We start from the raw sequence: 20,303 nt of genomic DNA, 5'->3' as shown, positions 1-20,303 counted from the left end.
CTCAAAATTGATTTGGGAGTAGTCACTAGAATGACAGACATAATCGATCGATTTTCGACTTGTTATCAAGTCAATCCCCATCCTCGCCCAATGCAGGATTCTCGGCTCAAACAAAATTTACAACGCTTTCTGGAACAGCATCCAGAACTAAATGATGAAACAGTTTTGCTGAAATATTTCTGCAACCAAGCTGCTAAGAATAACTCGCATTCATTGGCAATCGATCATTTGCTTGCTTATGTGGATGTTGCTTGCTACTTAGCGGCGATATCCACTTACAAAGCCTTCCAAACACCGGAGCTGACTTTGGAAGACTATTTGCAAATCGCCAGAATTTACATGGCTAGCCGAGCGGTAGAATTGTGCACTAAGTTCGATCGCACGCGGAGCCAAATCCAAACCTATCTCCATCGGCCTCTGCGCGACGCTATTATGAGCAAAGTGCGTAAAAACCAAGAAACAGAAAGGCGAAGTGACTGGGGACTGCTACGGATCACCCCGAAAGAAGGTCTGAAAAGTGATTTGCACAACTTCGGAATTCGAGAACCAAAATTATCCCGTTGCTTCCTAACTCGGCAAGGTTTTTTAGAAGTTTATGCCCCAGTTAAAGCCGGCACAAATCAGCGATTACCGAAGCCAACGGCAGAACAATGGGAGGCGATCGCCCAATTTTGCACCGAACAACAATTCCCCCACTCCATTCAACCATTCACAGTGCCGGAAGTCAAAACATTGTTGCAAATTTGTGTTGATGCGCTACGGGCATCTACTCACATTCAATTTGATTCCCTGGATGCAGAAAACTGGAATTTAGAATCAGAAACGGCTGAGCAATCCGAGCAGCAAGCATCGAACAGACAGCAAGACATGGAGCAATCCGATCGCCTGCAACAGATGACAACTGAATTAGCAAGTGCGATCGCCTGCCTCTCTCCTGATGCAAAAAAAATGTTAATCTTGGAGCATGGATTCACCGGATTTAACCAAAATTACATCGGTAAAGAGTTTGGCCTCAAGCAATATCAAGTTTCTCGAAACTTAACTGGTTACAAAAGAAATCTGTTAACAAGTTTGGTAAAGTGGAGTCAAACGCAAGCGAGTGTTCCCTTGACTGTAAAAGATGTCGCTCGCCTTTCAATTCTGCTCGATGAATGGCTAAATTGGTATTGTCAAAGCGCCATTCTGTACAAATTCTTGCAAACCGCCTTGAAGCTGCATCCAGCTCTAAAGTTGGAAATTCCCCTGTTGTGTCGCTACTATTATGGATGTAAGTATGGATGTGAGAAAGTAGACGAAAGAGCGATCGCCCACAGTCTTAACATAACACCAACTGAATTGCAAGAAAAATTAGTGCAAATTAAAACAACTTTGCAACAACAGTTACACCAATGGTTAGAGCAAATTCTTGTACTCACACCCTGTTCTCTCAAAGCGATCGATAAGTCATCAGCATTGTTAGTAGAACAATTTTTAGCCAACGCCCCCTACGCCCTGTTAACACTAGAACGGAGATAATAAAAATGGTATTAACTTTAGCACAATTAAGTCTAGCCTGTCCCCATCAACTATGGCTAGAGTTTTCCGAATCAGAAGAGGAAACAGCTTTGCTTGTAACGCAAGATTACTCCTATGAAGCAGCACGTCATCGCGCTTTCTTAAATCGGCTAGCGCTGGCAGTTTTGGTACCTGAATTGTCAGCCGCATCCGAAACCTCTGTCCAACTTGCATCCTCAGAAAACCTGTGGGAATTTGTTACTGGTTTTGCCTTGAATTTTGGCAAAAGTCGCCTAGTAATTATTCCCAGTGAAACCATCGATACTGATGAATTTTCCGTGCCTCAAGAATGGGTGGATATTCCTGCATTGGCGGCGGATTATTATCTGGCTGTGCAGGTAAATTTGGAGGATGGATGGTTGCGGGTGTGGGGTTTCACTACCCATCGTAAACTGAAAACTGAGGGAAGGTATGATGGGGGCGATCGCACTTATTCCCTCGATGTAGAGGATCTGTTTGAAAACCTGAATACTCTCTGGGTTTCTCAGCAACTTTGTCCAGCCGAGAAAGCCGAAATTCAACCGTTACCGACATTATCTCATAACCAAATAGAAAGGTTCATAGGTGACTTGGGCAAACCTTCTCTTTATTCACCTAGATTAAAGATGCCCTTTGCCCAGTGGGGGGCGCTGTTAGCCGCTGAGGATTTTAGGGAACAGCTTTATCACCGCAGAATAGGAAAGGAATATGCCCTGCAAAAAGTTGTGACTTTGACTAAAAGTATTTTTTCTAACTTGTGGTTGTTTTTGGATGAATTAGTGGAAGTTCATGGTGTGAATATATTAGCAGCTAGAGGGGGAAGTCGAACCGAAGAAAATGAAGGCGATCGCCCTGCTCAAGCACGGGGTAGAATGATAGATTTAGGAATTAAATTAGTAGGTCATCCGGTCGCATTAATTGTCTATTTAAGTCCTGAATCAAACACTAAATGGAATATCCTTTTACAGTTAAGACCAGGTGGCGGTCAAACTTACTTGCCGCCGGAGGTGCAGATGATTGTTTTGGATGCTGGCGAGGTGTTTTTGGAAGCACGATCTAGAAGTGCTGATAATTGGATACAATTGGAGTTTACCGGTGAGCCTGGGGAGCGGTTTAGTGTTAAAGTGGCTTTAGGCGATGCGAGTATCGTGGAAGATTTCGTCATTTGACCAATGGCATAAATATCTCTTAGAATTTCATCATTAACTTCAAGGTTACGCAAATGCAGACTCCAGATTTTCCACTCTCATTTCTATTACAAGTGTTGAAAGTAATCCGTGACAGCCAAGGCAAGCCAGAAATTGTATATCCACTGTTATCTGGTTATCTGGAAACATTAGATGATAATTTTGCTATCTCCTTGCAAAAGTGGGCAACTATTACCTTGTTAGAATATTCTCCGCAAGAAGCAGAAAAACTTGCAATAGATATTGCAAATTTCAGCAGCATAATGGCTGAATCTTCATTAGGAAACCGCAGTAATAATGTTGAAATTGCTATTGTCGGCAATGAAGTTGCTATTACCGTCTTAACTCGCGATGCTTTTCCTGAAAAATGGGCTACCATCCAAAATAATTTGGGTAATGCTTACCGCGATCGCATTGAAGGGGATAGAGTGGAAAATTTGGAAAAGGCGATCGCTCATTATCAAGCGGCATTGGAAATTCGCACTCGTGACGCTTTTCCCGAACAGTGGGCAGCAACCCAAATTAATCTAGCTGCTTTTTACAGCCAGCGTCTTCTGGGCGATCGAGCAGAGAATCTTGAAAAGGCGATGGCTTGTTGCTTTAATGCTTTGCAAATTTATACCCGTGAGGCCTTTCCGCAGCAATGGGCGTTTGTGCAAAACAATTTGGCGACTGCTTATCACAATCGTATTATGGGGGAGCGAGTAGAGAACCTAGAACAAGCAATTAGCTGCTGTCTAGCAGCTTTGCAGGTTTGCACCCTTGAGGATTTCCCTGAAAGATGGGCAGAAATTAAAATAAATCTTGGACTTATCTATTTTGACCGCATTCGGGGAGATCAGGCAGAGAATTTGGAAGTGGAAATCCACTGTTATCAAGCAGCATTGCAGGTTTATACCTTCTCAACCTTTCCCGAAAAATGGGCGATAACGCAAAAAAATCTTGGGTTTGCCTACCTTTGCCGCATTCATGGAGAACGAAATGATAATTTGAACGCGGCTATTAAATTTTCTTTAGCAGCTTTGCAAGTATATACCCGCGAAACCTTTCCTCAAGATTATGCAGAGACTCAACTTAATCTTGGCATTGCTTACCAAGAAGCAGATCAATTATTGAATGGCTACAAAGCATTTTTTTCGACTATTGAAGTTGTAGATTTTTTAAAAGGGAAAAATAACTACTGTCGCGATACTAAACTAAATCTTTCTGAAAAATGGGCTGTTCTTTATCAAAAAATGGTAGAAATTTGCCTTGAATTAGCAATTAGTGAGCCAAGGTACTACACTCAAGCCTTTGAATATGTAGAAGCTAGTAAAGCTCGTTATATTAGAGAACTTTTAGCTGCTGAAAATATGTACTCCAATCCCTATTTTCAGCCTAAAGGGGATATACCACCGAAAGTTATTGCTAAACTGAATAAGTTGCGAAATGAAATTTATGCTGAGCTAGACTTGCTTGCACAATCTTTGTTGACTTCTTTGCCAAGTGAAACAATAGATAACGATCGACGATTATTATTGGTGACTGCTAAAAGTCAATTACCTAACACAATTGCTTCCCAGTCCATCAATCAAATGAAAAAAGAACTTGACACCCTTATTAAAGACAAGGTTCAACCTATCGATCCTACATTTAGTACGAATCCTCAAATTACTTACAGTGATATTCAGACATTAATCACTGACAAAACAGTTGTCATTGAATGGTATTTTACAAGCAATAGATTTATTGCGTTTATTATTACCCGTCAAACTTTATACCCTATTGTCTGGCAATCTTCAGAAGAAGAATTCCAAAAACTAATCGAATTTTCTGAAGAATATTTAAACAATTACAACGACTTTTTTGATACTTCAGGATCTAGACTTCAAGTATTAACTAGGCTTGAAGCAAAAAAATCTCAGATTACCAACTACACGACTTGGCGACTTAAACTAGATGAGATTTTTATAAAAATAGCTGAAATTCTAAAATTCGATCGTCTCTTTAGTATGCTCCCCGAAACATACAATCAAATCATTCTTATTCCACATCGATTTTTGCATATTTTTCCTCTTCATGCCCTACCATTTTCTGAAGATTCGTGCCTTTTAGATCGCTTTTCAGGAGGTGTACGCTACGCTGCTAGTTGTGGGATACTCAACCAAATACAAACTCGCATAAATCGAAAATTCAGCAATTTTTGTGGCATCCAAAATCCTACCAAAGACTTATTCTTTTCCGATCTAGAAGTAGAGGCTATTTGTCAATACTTCGATTCTTCCTATATTCTCGCCCATGAAAATGCCACGAAAGAGAATCTTGTCAAAAAAGATGTATTGCATAACACGCATTGCTTGCATTTTGCATGTCATGCTAACTTTGATTTTAAAACTCCTTTCAACTCATCTCTATTCTTAGCTGAAAGTGTTAGTTTATCGGATAATGAAGCAGATACAAGCAAAACTTATTCTGCTAGGGTCATCAATCCAGAAAACTGTTTGGTATTAAATGAAATATTTAACCTTGACTTCAGTCAATGTCGCCTTGTTGTTCTTTCTGCGTGTCAAACTGCTTTAACAGATGTTAAAAACGTTAGCGATGAATATATTGGTTTACCAGGTGGGTTTCAGGTTGCAGGCAGTGTTGGTGTAGTCGGTAGCCTCTGGCCTGTTGATGACCGTTCCACAGCTTTTTTAATGATTAAATTTTATGAAAACTTGAACGATGACTATACTGTAACATTGGCACTGAACAAAGCTCAACTCTGGCTGCGAGATATTACTAAAGGAGAACTACTGGAGTGGATTAAGAATTTATCATTAACTCCCGAAAACAAAGAAATTTTATCCAAGAGATTAAGGGGTTATGCTGAAGATAAACCATTTAAATTCCCATTCCATTGGGCTGCTTTTTGTGTCACTGGACAGTAGTTATTAGCACAATGCAAGAGAGCAAACAATGGGTAAATTAGTTATTTTGAGTCTAGAAAAAGAAGACTTTCAGCAAGGTTTTCCTGCAAAGTTACAAATTGGATTAGAGGGCGAATCTCTGCCTGCACCTATCAATGGATATCTTCCCCCAAACCCAAAAATTCCCAATTATTATAAAAGTTGGCAGTCAGCCTATCTTACTCGCATCGAATTCCCATCAAGATTAAAAGAAAAACCAGCCTTCCAGTCTAATTTCTCTGATGATGACGTTAATGCACAAGCAAGGCATTTAACTAAAACAATGAATCAATGGCTGAACTCGCAGGAATTCAGTCTGATTCGAGAGGAATTGGTGCTCAGTCTGAAACCCGATGACGAAATACGGTTTATTATTCAAGCACCAACCCTTCAACTACAGCAACTTCCCTGGCATCTTTGGGATTTATTCAAAGACTACCCCTTGGCAGAAATTGCTCTAAGCGCACCAAACTACGGTCAAGTATCCCCAGCTAAAAAATCGCGAAATAAAGTCAGAATTTTAGCCATTTTAGGTGACAGCAAGGGTATTAACACCGAAAAAGACCGAGAATTATTAGAGCAATTACCTGGTGTCGAAACCGTGGTTTTACCTCAGCCAAATCGGAAACAAATTAATCACCATCTTTTAAAATATTCCTGGGATATTTTATTCTTCGCTGGTCACAGTCAAACTGAAGGTGAAAGTGGCCGAATATATATCAACAAAACTGATAGCTTAACAATAAACGAGCTAAGAGAACCCCTTGAAAAAGCAATTAACAAAGGTCTCAAATTAGCTATTTTAAACTCCTGTGATGGATTGGGTTTAGCACAAGAACTCGCACATTTGCAAATTCATCAAATTATCGTTATGCGGGAGCCAGTTCCCGACAAAGTAGCTCAAGCATTTTTAAAGTGTTTTCTGAATGCTTTTGCCAGCGGTAAATCCCTTTATCTATCAGTCAAAGAAGCACGAGAAAAGTTGCGAGATTTAGAGCAAAATTTGCCCGGTGTTTCTTGGTTGCCCGTCATTTGCCAAAATCCGAGTCAATTAATGCCAACTTGGGATAAATTGCGTGGGGTTTCAGGCAGGAAAACTATTTCAACCAAAACTCGAAATCGCTTGCTAACAAAGGTAAAGGATGAAGTAGAGAGTCGCTGGGCACAGTCACTGCACAATCGGGTAGTTATTCAACAACCAAAAGAACTTCAGCCCAAACAAGTAGAAACACCTTGGGGTGTAGAGGTCAGACTCAATCATTTGCCAAATCAACTCTTAAGTCCAGAAACAAAATTAGTCGATGTTTTTCAGCAGAGTAATATCGATAGCAAATTATTAATTATAGGTGATCCAGGAAACGGTAAAACAATTACTTTGTTAGAACTAGCAAAGCAGCTAATTACCCAGGCGGAAGACGACACAAATCGGGCAATTCCTGTTTTGTTAAACCTTTCATCTTTCCAAGATGAAAAGCAAACTCTACTCCAGTGGCTGAGTGCTGAACTTGTCTCTAAATATGATGTCAGCCTAAATATTGCTGAGGAATTGTTAGAAAATCACCGCATATTGCCACTGCTTGACGGCTTAGATGAAACACTCTGGCAAGAAAGCTGTGTAGAAGCGATTAATCAATTTCGAGAAAGTGCCTATCGCCCTCCGGGTTTAGTTGTATGCAGTCGCAGGGAAGGATACGAATTTATTAATGCCAAGCTCAAACTGAACGGAGCAATCTGTTTGCAACCAGTAGCCCAAGCAGAAGTTGAAAAATATTTCGCCGATGTCAAGTGCCTCAAAATCTGGCAACAAATTAAAAACTCTGACGCTTTCTTGAAATTGTTAGAGTCTCCACTGATGCTAAATCTTATGGCTTTAGTCGGCCAGGAAATGTTACTTGAAGATGAGGTAACGTTCAAATCGACTCAGGAACTAGAAGAAAGTCTGTTGGATGTCTATATTCAGCAAATGCTAAAACAGGAAATTGAAAATGTATCTTATTCGCAACAAACAGCACCATCCGCTAAAAAAACTCAGAAGTGGCTGGCATTTCTAGCTAATAAATATCAGGACAAGTCTCAGACAGAGTTTTCAGGATTTTCGCTGGAACAAATGCAGCCCCATTGGCTAGAACAAATGCAGCCACATTGGTTGCCGTGTGGTTATAAACAAATTTATGCTTTGGGAGTGGGACTAATTTTTGGTTTAAGTCTGGCGCTGATTGTTGGCAGCGTTGTTTGGTTAACAGTTGGCGTACTTTTTGAGCCTTTTTGGGGAATGGTTCTCGTTTTGGCTTTAGCGCTATTTGTAATGCTACCATCTAGTCTTTGGGCTTTTATCACAGTTGGGCAAGCTGAAACAATAGAACCTGTGGAAACTCTAATTTTTTCGTACCAAAAATTATTGCAATCTTTAATTGGAGGCTTGATAGCTGGACTAATTACTTGGAAATTATCAGGAATGATGGTCTTCTTGAGCGTCGGATTGGTTATAGCATTGATTTATGGAGTAAGTGGTTCTAATATCGAGAAAATAAAAATTCCCAATCAAAGTATTTGGCAATCTGTCAAAAATGCGAGTTTATTTGCACTTATCGGTGCAACTAGCATGGCAATACCAGCAGCGATGATGAGCAAACAGCTTCTGGCGATGATCGTAGAATCATCAGTTTTACAGAATAAAATTGGTATGGCAAATATTGTGCTATCGGCTATTATTGTTGGCACACTTTTTGGATTTACTCAAGCAGGGATGGCGGGCATTCAACACTTCACTTTGCGCTTAATTCTTTGGTGCAATGGATACATACCTTGGAACTATGCGCGTTTCCTGAACTATGCCACGGAACGAAAGTTTTTGCAACGAGTTGGCGGACGTTATCAGTTCATCCATAAGTTATTGCAAATTCGTTTGGCTGGGAAATAAATTGAGAAAATATGAAGAGACTTTGTTCAAAATATTTCATAGATTAAAAGCACTACTGTAATAGCCAGTTAATAGCCCAAGTTTTCAGCTAATTCAACTAAGATAGGTAAACATTTTCTATTCCAGTGTGTTAGTAAAGTTTGATAAGGAATATTTAGTTCTCTAGCAATACTTTTGATTTCACTAGGAAAATTGTCGAGCAGAATTTTTTGCGAAAGTACCTGACAATTACAATCAGCTCTACCGCGAGGATGAGAATTTTGTAATTTTTGTTCAGGATCTTGCTCAATGTAACGTTTTAATTTTACGGCTAGGGAATGTTGTTCTTGTTGGATTAATCTATCCATCGTGGTAATATTTTGGTCAGCTACGCAATTATCTAATGAAAAAACTTCCCCTTTTACAATATCGCTCGTACTAAAAATTTGGGGTTGCTTATCTCGCTGACGCTTCACGTCATAGCAATCTCGCCTAAGAATCATTATTACCCAGTGAATAAACATTTTTCGGACCTTCCCAGCGTCGGATGGATTTTCGCAATTTACAGATGCCATGTTCAGTCTGTATATTTGTGGAAATTTGTTAATGTTCCGCTTAACATCCCTCATTGTGATCGGGAGAGCTTCATCGTAATAGGGTAGTAGCCAACCAGCGCAATATCTCTTCACTTCTGGAAGTTGATCTATAGCCAATGCTAATACTTCCGCAGCGTTATGAATATCTCGATCTTTTTCTGAATCCTGTAAAGCTTGCTTTATTAGTTGGCACAGTGAACTATCATTTATCATAAAAACTCAACTCTGTCAACTATTTTGTGAATTTACGTAAAGAGTGCATGGTTTGGTACTCTGCGGTACCCAGAATAAAGTTTCGTTTTACCCTTCATTTTTACCGATACATAAGTAGAGGGGAAAGAACATAACTCTGACCCCACAGCCCAAAGCGCCCAACATCGGTATCCTTCGATCTGCTTTAGAAGAACCAAGTTGGCTAGCGAGTGTCGGTGTCCTTCGATCTGCTTGACGGCAACGGCACTTAGCATCACAACAAGTGGCTAGGGCTGGTATCTAACATAATATTTGACCGCATTAAAGCGGCTTGGTTTCATTGTAAATCTTTACAATGAAACCAAGCCGGAATTTCCATATGTAAATTTTTAATAAGACTAAGAATACATAAATACCTGATGTGCTACGTTCTGACATAAGCAGATCGAAGTACACCTGAATTTAGATACCGACATGGGAAAAATTGAAGAAACCGTCCCTTCAGCAGAGGGGCGATCGAGTAAATTGGCAGTTTTGACTCTGGGAGAGCGCAACTGCCGAGGTATTCCAGTAACAGTACGGATTGGGGAAGAGGGCAGACTTCCTTCAACCGAAATCTCAGGCAAATTACCCACCCGTCGGAAAATTATTGAACGTCTCGATATCTCTCAATCCCTTTATTGGGGTACAAATGTAGGACGACTGGAAGCAGTAGCGAGTCAAGTAACCAATGTTTCGATAACTGACATACCCGAAAAATTGAATACTTTGATGAATGACTGGCTAAAGTCAGAGTCATTCCGTCCCATCCGCGAGACGTTATTGGCAAAGTTAACGCCAGAAGATGAGGTGCGACTCATCATTCAAACGCGAGACATTCAGTTGTGGCGATTACCCTGGTATGCCTGGGACTTTTTTGAACGTTACCCCAAAGCACAACTTGCCTTGAGCGCCTCAATGTACGATCGCATTATACCGATCGAAACATCAAGAGAGCGTATCAAAATTTTGGCAATTTTAGGGAGCGATTCAGGAATTAATCTTGAAAAAGACAGAAAAATCCTTGAGAAATTGCCCAATGCCGAAATTTGTTTTGTGGTAAAGCCTAAGCGAGAAGAGCTAATGGAGCAGTTATGGGAACAGCAGCCCTATGACATCCTCTATTTTGCTGGACATAGCTGCACTGAGGGTGAAAAAGGACGGCTTTATATCAACGAAACCGAAAGCGTTACCATCGGTGACTTAAAGCATCCCCTGCGAAAGGCTATCTCACAAAGTTTGCAATTAGCTATTTTCAACTCTTGCGATGGTTTAGGTTTAGCCCAAGAGTTAGCCTCTTTACATATTCCCCAAGTCATTTTGATGCGAGAACCAGTACCAGATCGTGTAGCTCAAGAATTTTTGAAGTATTTTCTTCAAGCTTTTGCTACTGGCAAACCCCTATATTTGTCAGTCAGGGAAGCACGAGAAAGGTTGACTGGTTTTGAGGATCAATTTTCCCGCGCTAGCTGGTTGCCAATTATCTACCAAAATCTGGCACAATTGCCACCGAATTGGCATCAACTATGCAGTAGCTAAAAACTAGGTACGATCGCTTTCTAGGTCAATAGGCTAGACAGCGATCGCGCTATCAACTCAATACCAAATTTCTCCTTTATAATCATCAATAACAATCAAATCCATATCAACAACTCCTCAACCCTCCACCACTATCGGAGAAAATCCGGCAATTGAGAGCCACTACACAAACCAAAACATAAGTCGATCGCTCTCAAATACCAATTGATGAAAAAATAAATCCTCCCTATCCCAATTACCCGACTGCAAAATCAGTAAATTGACGCACATAAGGAGATTTAAAAGCTAAAACAATATCTTCCTTGGGAACCCCAGCCGCTACTAATTCATTCGCTATTCCCGCTTCCGTTCTATCCCTCTGAATCCAAAATTTACCATCTTTTATATCGACGTGAATCACACAGCCGTAAACCCGTTTTTGCTCGTCCCAGCCCAAATGAACGACATGATAATGCTCCCGCTCGATATCAAAAAGTAATTGAACTTCTGTTTCAGTATCCAAGTCATTCCTTGAGTGTTGAGACAGAATTGTTTGGATTAATTCTTTGTAATCTATTCTTTTCATAAAATTATCCCTGTTGAATAGCATCAAAAATGAGTAATTTGAGCTGATGTTTAGCAATTAATTCTTGAATAAAATCGTTTCCCGTAGCATGGTCATGATTTAACCACAGAGAACGCAGAGAACACAGAGGGAGATAAGAGAGATTAATACAGGACGATGCTACTGGATTTGATATAAAACGATCGCTGAAAAATTTATTTCATAGCCACGAAAATACTGAATAGATCGCTATTAATTACCACTCCGCCATCATATCATCGCAGCCAACAGCGATCGCACCCCAAAAAATTCCCCCCACCTCGCATAACTCCCCCACCCACCAGCGATAAAGCAATATCAGGCGATTCCACAGCAACTAGCCCCAACAAAACCAGGCTAATGCTGCATAAAACTGAAAACTCCACAGGACTCAATAACAGAGAACAATCCAGAGGTACTTATGACGAACCAAGTAGATCTCAATGAAGTCAGAAACCGCGTACTCACCAACCAACACAGCGACACCGACTTGCCAAACTCAACAGATCGCAGCGTGTTTGTAGATTCCGAAGGTAACATCATCCTCCGCCCCCAACCCGGTACTGAACGCCAACTCTCCCGCGTTCCCCAGAAAACCTTCGCAGCCACTGTGACAGCCGATCGCCAAATTGTAGCTCAAAAACTCCCGAATAACACCCAGGAAATGTCCGTCAGCGGCGTTACAGGCTGGGTTTACAGCATTACCAGCGAACTCGGCGACCAGTATACCATGTTCGCTTACAGCGACGGCAGCCTATACCAAGTGATGGTTTTGTTCCCAGCAGTTGCCGGTAAGTTCAATGTCCACGATGCCCACCTGTTTAGCGATGGTCGCATCTGCTTCGGCGATGGAGGCGGCTTGCCTACATTAGAACAAGCCTTTGCCAAATCAGTCCTCTGGGCAACTGGCTTCAGCAGTTATCTGCGTACCGATCTATTCCCATTCTCCATCAACAACCTCTAAAAGGGCGATCGCAACCGATCCACTCCGACCAAAGAAACCGGGTTTTTACCGCATCTGTCGGCTGCAACGAAGTATTTAGCCAAAAACCCGGTTTCTGGGTTCCCAAAATTTACCTACTCTCAACTTAAAACCATGATGTTATACATTTCACAGTCAGTTCTGCACGACATTGAAACTGAGATCGCCAACCATCCTCCCGAACGCGGAGGGGCAATTCTAGGCCCCGTAGGTCAGCCAATCATCACCCGCTTTCTTTTGGACGAAGAAGCCCATACCAGCGGTGCAAGCTATCTTCCATCCCCGCAATTAACTCAGCGGGTGCAGCAGCTAGAACTCAATCAAGGACTGGAGTTTAAAGGCGTTATCCACTCGCACCCAGGCGGTCTAGACCGTCCTTCCGGCCCCGATGAAACTGCGATGCTAGAAGGGCTGAACCTCAATCCTCACATTCCCTACTTTGTAGCCCCGATCGTCACTTTACAGCGTCCTTGGGGGCAATTGCGCGAACATGAATTGCCGATGGCACAAGGTAAAATTTCCTGTTATGTCGCTTCCCGCGATCGCAATTATTTGCGAGTAGAAATGCTGCCAGTCAAGGAAGTGTCAGATCGCGATTTACCCCGTATCCTGCAAACACTAGAACCGACGGCTGCACCCAAACGCATACCGCTGTTGGAAAACCTACAGCAACTTTGCCGTACTTTTGGTAGCAGTAAACCACCGGAAGTATTTATCACCGAAATGGAAGGAAAGGCGATGCCGGCCGGTCGCGTTATTCTCGACGGCGGTTTGGAACTGCTGTTTCTCGTCAGCGAGTCTTATCCCGTCACGCCGCCTCTGCTGATGGTGACACCAGAAGGAGGAAACACAGAGCAAATTCAGTTAGATTGGTCGCTGCAAACGCCACCAGAAGACCGTTTGCTAACAGCAGTCAAAAGTGCGATCGCAGGTTCTGGCCCCTACCAGAAGGTGTACGGCCCTTTGGGAAAGTCCCCAATTACAGCCGACGCGGATCGCGCGCGCTTGGCTGGCTGGAGTGGTTGGTATTCGGGCGTTGACCCCAAAATTGCCGCAGCCGAAATCCAGCAAGGATTATTTGCGCGCAGTCAAGGAATTCTCAGCCAGCACATCAGCAGCAAACGGGTGTTGATTGCGGGGACGGGTTCTGTCGGTTCGTACTTCGCCGAACAACTGGTTCGCAGCGGTGTCGGTGTTCTTACTCTCATCGATCCAGAAACCGTTGAAACAGCGAATCTGTGCCGCACTACCTACGATTTTACCGATTTGGGTAGTCCCAAAGTGGAAGCGCTGGCGAAGCGGCTGCTGCACATCAACCCGCTGCTGGAACTAACCGTACAGCCTAAAAGTTTGTTGGATTATGAGGTTGAAACCTTTGATGCTTTGGTGCAACAAGCCGACTTGATAGTTGCTACTACCGATGACCCCGCCGCCCAGCGCATTCTCAATCGTTTTGCTTATTTTCACGGCAAACCTGCTTTGTTTGTGGGGCTTTACAAAGGTGCCGAAGGAGGAGAGGTAATTGTGACTATCCCAGATCGAACTCCCTGCTATCTTTGTGCTACGGCCAACCGCCATAAAGCAGAAGCAGATTTGGGACGGGTGAGTGCGGATGGGGATTACGGCAACAATGGTCGAGTGATGGGTGAAGTTGCGATCGCAGCGGATATTCACCATGTTACCAGTGTCGCGGTGAAAATGGCTCTGTCGCTGCTGTTGCCGGAGGATGCTGAGGCGAAACTTAAAGGTTTCTTGAATCCGGCGATCGATGGGGGATTAAATTATCTCACGCTGTCGATGGTTCCGAATTATTGGTTTTATCCAGGTGTGTTTGGAGATACCCCCGGACAGTACGCTTATCAAAGCGTTTGGTTAACGGCAAAGAGTCGGGAGGAATGTCCTGTCTGCGGTACTGTACACCATCGAGTTGACCCGCGATCGATCGCGTTACAGAGTGTGCAAGCTGATGGAATTCGGGCTGCTTTGAACGCTTCTCGTTCTTAAGTCAAAGCTGAATATTATTGATGCGATAGAAAGCCCCAGGGGAAGAAATGCTTTCCTCTGGGGCTTTCTGCTGCGATCGTCTGGTACTGTAGAGGTTGGGGGGAATGCTTGAAAGATCGGGTAAAAGGGCGATCGGACTTTTTTGTCATCGGCGCTTACAAAAGTTAATCTATGGGAAAATTAATTGTTATCCGATTGGGTGAAGGGAGTTTCAAGATAGGTTTTCCAGTTTTCCTGCGAATTGCGGAAGATGGCAAGCCGTACCACAATGAGCTAGATGCCCGTTTACCTCCAGATCCAGAACTCGACAGATTTTATGAAAACTTAAAGGAACACGGCTTTAAAGCTAATCTCAAGGACAAATACAAGCCTTTAAATGCTAAAAAACTTCTTAATAATTGGCTTTCATCTTCGCAGTTTCTCGAAAAATGGCACGAATTAAAAACTGATTGCACATCTCAGGATATTATTCGAGTTATTCTCCAAACTTCCGACAGCGATCTGGCACAGCTTCCCTGGCATCTCTGGAATTTATTTGAAAATTATCCTCTAGCCGAGATGGCTTTTAGCTTGTCAGAATACAAAATTCAGCCTTGTTACTCAACCAGAACAGAAGTCAGAATTCTAGCAATTCTGGGAAATAGTCAAGGAATTGACACTACCGTAGATGAACGAGAATTCAAGCAATTATCCCTTGAAACCTGCTTTTTGCCAGAAAAAGACCAGGAAACTATTTTTAGGCAATTAAGGGATGAAGAATCCTGGGACATTTTATTTTTTGCAGGTCATAGCAAAACAACAGAGGGAGAAGGTATTCTTTCTATTAATCAAACAGATACAGTCAAAATTGAAGATTTAGCAAATGCTGTAAAACAAGCCGTTCGCAAAGGGTTGAGACTAGCTATTTTTAACTCTTGCGATGGTTTGGGTTTAGCAAAAACTCTAGCTAGTTGGAACATTCCCCAAGTTATTGTCATGCGGACACCAATACCCGATGAAGTCGCACACAAATTCTTGAAATTTTTTCTAGAAGCTTTTGTAAAAAATGAAAAAACTTTATATTTAGCCTTGCGACAGGCTAGAGAAAATCTCCAAGGATTAGAGGGACAATATCCTCTAGCCAGTTGGTTGCCAGTGATGTACGATCAATGTTTTACTGTAGAAGCTTCGCCAACTTGGAAACAATTACGGAACACTACCGCAGAAGAAACAAAAACGCTAACCAATTCACCTCAACCTCAACAATCTCATGATAAACTTCACCAAGTTTTACAGCGGTTAAATTATACTCATCAAATTCGATTATTCCGAACATTTTTTGAACAGCACCCCATCGGTGCTTATTTGATTCACGGCGAAGAAGAAAGCGGTCAAAAATGGCTGTTGAATCGGCTGATGAAGCAGGTTCCTGATTCGACAAATGCTAAAGTAATTTCAGTCACACTCAGTCGAAAATCTCGCGCTACTTATACGAAAGCTTTGTGGCAAGAACTAGGCGGTCGTGTCGGTTTAATTAATCAACCGTCACAGGCACAAGTTATAGATAAAGTTGCTCACTGGTTCCAAAATAGAACTGTGGTTTTTATCTTTGACCGACTCGATCAGATGCCAGAGGAATGTATGAGTCAATTTATTGGACAATTTTGGTTGCCCTTGGTAAAAAGCGTGTCTGACATAACTCAATCTTCTTCTCGCTTACTAATGTTTTTAATTGACCATAGCGGGTGTGTTGAAGAATGGAAGAATGTCGATTTTGCTGAGACATTCTCCCCCTGTTGGGAACCCCACATCCCCGTTAAGTTGCCCAAAATCACTCTCCTACGCGAACAAGATTTGACATTTTGGATTGAAAATGGTCTTGATGACTTGCCCCTTAAATTGACTACTCAAGTTGAGGAATCAGTCCGAGACATTCTTGAAAGCAGTGAAGGCGGCTTGCCTCAACTAGCTCTGTACAGAATTTGTGATTTGTGCGATTGTAATTGGTATGAATGGGAGAAAATATGGCTGAAACACTGAACAGAGAAGCCTTGAAATACACAGGTAAAGTACAGCCTCAACTAGGACAAATCGATGAAAACGGTCAAATGCTTTATCCTTATCTTCCTGAAGAAGATTTAGTTGAAGCTGTTAACTTAGCAATTCAATTAGAACGTCCCCTGCTGATTAAAGGAGAACCTGGGTGTGGCAAAACTAAATTAGCCCGTGCTGTTGCCTATGAGTTGGGACTACCTTATGAAACTTGGAATATTAAGTCTACAAGCAGGGCAAAAGATGGACTTTACACTTATGATGCTGTGGGGCGTTTGCGGGATGCTCAATTAGCGGCGGCGGGACGCCTCAGCGACGATAAAATTCAAGAAATTGATAAATCTGAGACTTATATCAAATGGGGGCCTTTGGGGCGAGCTTTTCTGAAGGAACAAACGACGGTGGTGCTGATTGATGAAATCGACAAGGCTGATATTGATTTTCCTAATGATTTGCTATTGGAACTTGACGAACAGCGGTTTGCGATCGAAGAAACGGGAGAGAAAATTCAAGCTAAGGCAACACCGATTGTGTTTATTACTAGCAATGATGAGAAAGATTTGCCCGATGCTTTTTTGCGGCGGTGCTTGTTTCATTATCTTGAATTTCCCAAGCGCCAGCAGTTAATTGAGATTGTCAATGCTCACTTTGTGGCATCTCCTGAAGTGCTAGTAAATGCAATTATTGACAGGTTTTTGCAGTTGCGTGAGGAGATGCGGAAAGATAAGGGAGAAGCTGGCAAAAAAGTGAGTACCAGTGAATTAATGGATTGGTTTCGGATACTGCGCCACTATCCTGAAGATCGGGTTCTGGATGAATTGGGTAAGAAACTTTTGTATCCGGGCGTGCTGTTGAAAAGCTGGGATGATTACAATCGCTATGCTAAGCAAAGGCGGGTTGGGGGTGACTTATGATTAAACATCTGAGTTTTGAAGGGCTTTTACCAATTACCGTTGATGAAGCACTAGCAATTGTAGAGTCGGTAATGGATAACAAGCGTTTGACCGAAGTTCAAAAAATTGTCTTTCGCCTGTCTTGGGAAGGAAAATCCTATCAGGAAATAGCCCAAGTCAGCAATTGTACATCGGGTTATATTAAGGATGTTGGATTTCAACTCTGGAAGCAACTTTCAGAATCATTTGGCGAAAAGGTTGGAAAACATAATCTTCAGTCAGTCATCAAGCGATACTTAAAGAGTAGGCAGGATGACGGCCCGCCCGCTGGTTTTCTGGAGAAGTCTATTGTGGATGAACTGCCCCTGATTGAGCTTTTTAGTCAACTGCGAGAAGCTGGTTTTCCCCTTGGTATCGGTGAATATAAGCTGTTACTGGAAGCTTTACAAAAGGGCTTTGGAACGAGCGATCGCACTTCTTTATACCGCCTGTGCAAAACTTTATGGGTAAAATCTGCTGAGGATAAGCGCCTATTTGACTATCACTTTGAACTAATTGTTAAAGAAAGTCAGGAAGCTATACCAGCCATTCCAGAAAAACCAGCCAATTCTGCACCGGAAACAGAGGATTCTGGTATAATCGAAACAGCACCAATACTAACTGAGGAAACAAGCAAGCCCATTATCTCTGCCCCGCCTCCTGAATTAGTAAAGGCAATAGAAGATGAGGTGCAAGCTGCAAAAGCAGTAATGCAAGCTACTAATAAATATGAGGCAATTTCCGATCGCCAGTTCATCCTGACATCCGAATATTTTCCAGTGACGCGACGGCAGATGAAGCAAAGTTGGCGTTACTTGCGCCGTCCCGTGCGGGAAGGGCCGCCCGTAGAATTGGATGTGGAAGCCACAGTTAACCAGATTGGGCGACAGGGCATTTTGTTAAGTCCGGTGTTGGTGCCGCGCCGTATAAATCGATCGCAATTACTGTTATTAATCGATCGCGACGGTTCGATGGTGCCCTTCCACGATTTGTCCCAGCGGTTGGCAGAAACAGCGGTGCGAGGCGGGCGTTTGGGGAATGCTGGCATTTATTATTTTCAGAATTGTCCGGTGGATTATCTATACCATGACCCCTATCAGTTGGAATCCGAGAAAATCGATCGCTTGCTGGCTAACCTGCGGCCTGAGAAGTCTGCTATGTTAATTTTTAGCGATGCTGGGGCGGCTCGCGGGGGTTACAGTGAGGAAAGGGTGGAGTTGACGGCGGCGTTTCTCCAGCAAATTAAGACAAAGGTGCGGTATGTAGCTTGGCTAAATCCGATGCCGGAGTCGCGCTGGCAGGGGACGACTGCGGGTAAGGTGGCGCGTTTAGTGCCGATGTTTGAAATGACGCGACGGGGATTGCAGGAGACGATCGGCTTGTTGCGGGGAAAAAGTCAGAGTTCGGTTTTTGTTGGGACTGAATAAGGGGGATGAAATGAAACCTGAAGTAGCCCGCAGACGAATTGAAGCTTTCGAGAGGCGTTTTGGAAAAACGCACTTAATTTTTGCGTGTCATGCGGCGTTTCCCTTGGCTTTGACACCGGATTTATTATACAAGTTGTGGGCGAATTTCCAACGAGATATTCACGGATTTGTGTTAGGAATTCCTTGGGTAGCTGTGGCAGATTTGCTACTTTCGAGTTTGTGCGATGAGGTAGGGCGAGAACTTTATGAAATGGATACAGCGGTGCGAAATTCGCTGTTGAATCGGTTGAAAGATGATGAAAATTTTGGGCAGCAGCGGATTAATGAGTTGTCTGATTTTCTGTTAGTTTACGTGCAGCAGCAACTTCAGAGTAACGATCGAGAGGTGCGAGATTTTGCACAGGTGCAACGGTGGACTGCTTTGGCTTATGTAAAGCCGAGTGAGGTGGCGCAGGAACTAAAAGCGACCCTCGAGCAAGCCTATCAACAGGATAGGACAGAGCAAGTACGACTTGCATCATTGGTAGAAACTTTTGCCGAACCTCTGACTCAATTTGAGTCGCTATTAGCTTATGCCCGTGAGATAGGGAAGCTTACACCGAGTGATTCAGTCGGTGCTGTATCCGGCGCACCCGACACTTCAAACAGCAATGCAGCTTCTCTTGCGACAACACAAAGCAGCGCAATTGGCAGCCAAACATCAGTAATTCCCGTCGAATTTTCTGGGGGAACTTTCAAGGTAGAAGAAGTACCGGGGCAAGAAAGCTTCGTCGGTATAGAATTTCTCGCGGACGGCGGTTTGTATCAAGGGGAATTGGCCATTTTCAACCTCGAAGGAATGGATAAGTTCGCACCGGGTTCGCCTGAATTTATTAAAGAGGCAGCAAGGCGGGCTTTGAGCAATTCCCATGAAGGTTACGTGGTAATTTCTGACGACATCGAAGGAGCAAGATTGCCCAGTCCGAAACCCGAAGGCGACTTTAATTCGGGAGAATATCGCGGCGTCAAAACCTTTGCCATGAAACCGGGTGCGGAATTCGGCTTCATGCTCGTACCTAACGGTACGGTACGGTTCGTTCTCGACAATCCCGGTTTTGGGGGCGACAAACAGCCACTATTCTCGATGGTAACTGCCAGCGACGGCGATGCTTTCTGCCTCGGACAAATAGCCGACGTTACGGGCGACGGCAGCACCTTCGTTATCGAAGATCTGCTGGGAGCGGTAAATCTTTATACGCTTCTGTGCGAGAAACACGAGGAAGATTGCGGGCGCTCAAAAGTGAATATCCTTTTGCGAGTTGGTTGCCGGTGATTTTTCATAATCCAGCCGAAGCACCTCCGATTTGGGAGCCAGCATCTGATGTCTCTGTGTTCGATTAATTTACATAGATATCGCTGCTTAGCTACCAGAATTTAACACCTAGAGTCG

13 protein-coding genes are annotated in these 20,303 nt (G+C 43.0%); 11 read left to right on the top strand and 2 right to left on the bottom strand.

Annotated elements, in window-relative coordinates:
• Positions 1-30 precede the first annotated feature (30 nt).
• Genes QUA36_RS12530 through QUA36_RS12515 form a run of 4 tightly spaced genes read left to right on the top strand, consistent with a single transcriptional unit; the run spans position 31 to position 8,570 of the window.
• Positions 31-1,515 carry a sigma-70 family RNA polymerase sigma factor gene (locus tag QUA36_RS12530; protein ID WP_333457754.1) on the top strand — a complete coding sequence of 495 codons (1,485 nt, stop codon included), beginning with the start codon at positions 31-33 and terminating at the stop codon, positions 1,513-1,515.
• A 5-nt stretch (positions 1,516-1,520) separates the two neighbouring features.
• On the top strand, positions 1,521-2,702 hold the full coding sequence (locus QUA36_RS12525; protein ID WP_333457752.1) for a DUF1822 family protein: 1,182 nt from the start codon (positions 1,521-1,523) through the stop codon (positions 2,700-2,702).
• Positions 2,703-2,755: 53 nt separating this feature from the next.
• Complete coding sequence (locus QUA36_RS12520) at positions 2,756-5,632, top strand: CHAT domain-containing tetratricopeptide repeat protein (RefSeq protein WP_333457751.1); 2,877 nt, start codon at positions 2,756-2,758, stop codon at positions 5,630-5,632.
• 28 nt (positions 5,633-5,660) lie between these two features.
• Positions 5,661-8,570, top strand: a complete 2,910-nt coding sequence (locus QUA36_RS12515) for a CHAT domain-containing protein (protein ID WP_333457749.1) — start codon at positions 5,661-5,663, stop codon at positions 8,568-8,570.
• 68 nt (positions 8,571-8,638) lie between these two features.
• Here QUA36_RS12515 and QUA36_RS12510 read toward each other — a convergent pair whose 3' ends face one another.
• Positions 8,639-9,358: a hypothetical protein gene (locus QUA36_RS12510; protein WP_333457747.1), complete on the bottom strand. Its 720-nt coding sequence runs from the start codon at positions 9,356-9,358 to the stop codon at positions 8,639-8,641.
• Between the two features lie 453 nt (positions 9,359-9,811).
• On the opposite strand from QUA36_RS12510, the gene QUA36_RS12505 reads away from it, so the two are divergent.
• On the top strand, positions 9,812-10,915 hold the full coding sequence (locus QUA36_RS12505) for a CHAT domain-containing protein (protein WP_333457745.1): 1,104 nt from the start codon (positions 9,812-9,814) through the stop codon (positions 10,913-10,915).
• A gap of 235 nt (positions 10,916-11,150) precedes the next feature.
• Here QUA36_RS12505 and QUA36_RS12500 read toward each other — a convergent pair whose 3' ends face one another.
• Positions 11,151-11,480 (bottom strand): XisI protein, encoded by a 330-nt coding sequence (locus QUA36_RS12500; RefSeq protein ID WP_333457743.1) that lies wholly within the window; start codon positions 11,478-11,480, stop codon positions 11,151-11,153.
• A gap of 439 nt (positions 11,481-11,919) precedes the next feature.
• Between QUA36_RS12500 and QUA36_RS12495 the strand changes: the two genes are divergently transcribed.
• The 6 genes from QUA36_RS12495 (at position 11,920) to QUA36_RS12470 (ending at position 20,186) form a co-directional block, all read left to right on the top strand.
• Positions 11,920-12,462, top strand: a complete 543-nt coding sequence (locus QUA36_RS12495) for a hypothetical protein (protein ID WP_333457741.1) — start codon at positions 11,920-11,922, stop codon at positions 12,460-12,462.
• Positions 12,463-12,594: 132 nt separating this feature from the next.
• On the top strand, positions 12,595-14,484 hold the full coding sequence (locus tag QUA36_RS12490; protein WP_333457739.1) for a ThiF family adenylyltransferase: 1,890 nt from the start codon (positions 12,595-12,597) through the stop codon (positions 14,482-14,484).
• A gap of 171 nt (positions 14,485-14,655) precedes the next feature.
• A complete protein-coding gene (locus tag QUA36_RS12485; RefSeq protein ID WP_333457738.1) occupies positions 14,656-16,503 on the top strand; it encodes a CHAT domain-containing protein in 1,848 nt (615 codons plus the stop codon).
• Positions 16,488-17,429 (top strand): MoxR family ATPase, encoded by a 942-nt coding sequence (locus tag QUA36_RS12480; RefSeq protein ID WP_333457736.1) that lies wholly within the window; start codon positions 16,488-16,490, stop codon positions 17,427-17,429. Before QUA36_RS12485 ends, QUA36_RS12480 begins: the two co-directional genes overlap by 16 nt.
• Entirely contained in the window at positions 17,426-18,874 is a 1,449-nt protein-coding gene (locus QUA36_RS12475; protein WP_333457733.1) for a CoxE, read from the top strand. The genes QUA36_RS12480 and QUA36_RS12475 overlap by 4 nt, the downstream gene beginning before the upstream one ends.
• 10 nt (positions 18,875-18,884) lie before the next feature.
• Complete coding sequence (locus tag QUA36_RS12470) at positions 18,885-20,186, top strand: DUF4114 domain-containing protein (protein ID WP_333457732.1); 1,302 nt, start codon at positions 18,885-18,887, stop codon at positions 20,184-20,186.
• Positions 20,187-20,303 lie beyond the last annotated feature (117 nt).

Origin of the sequence: Microcoleus sp. Pol10D4, assembly GCF_036701555.1 — a bacterium.
Taxonomy (GTDB): Bacteria; Cyanobacteriota; Cyanobacteriia; order Cyanobacteriales; family Microcoleaceae; genus Microcoleus.
This window is presented reverse-complemented; position numbering and strand designations above follow the sequence as displayed.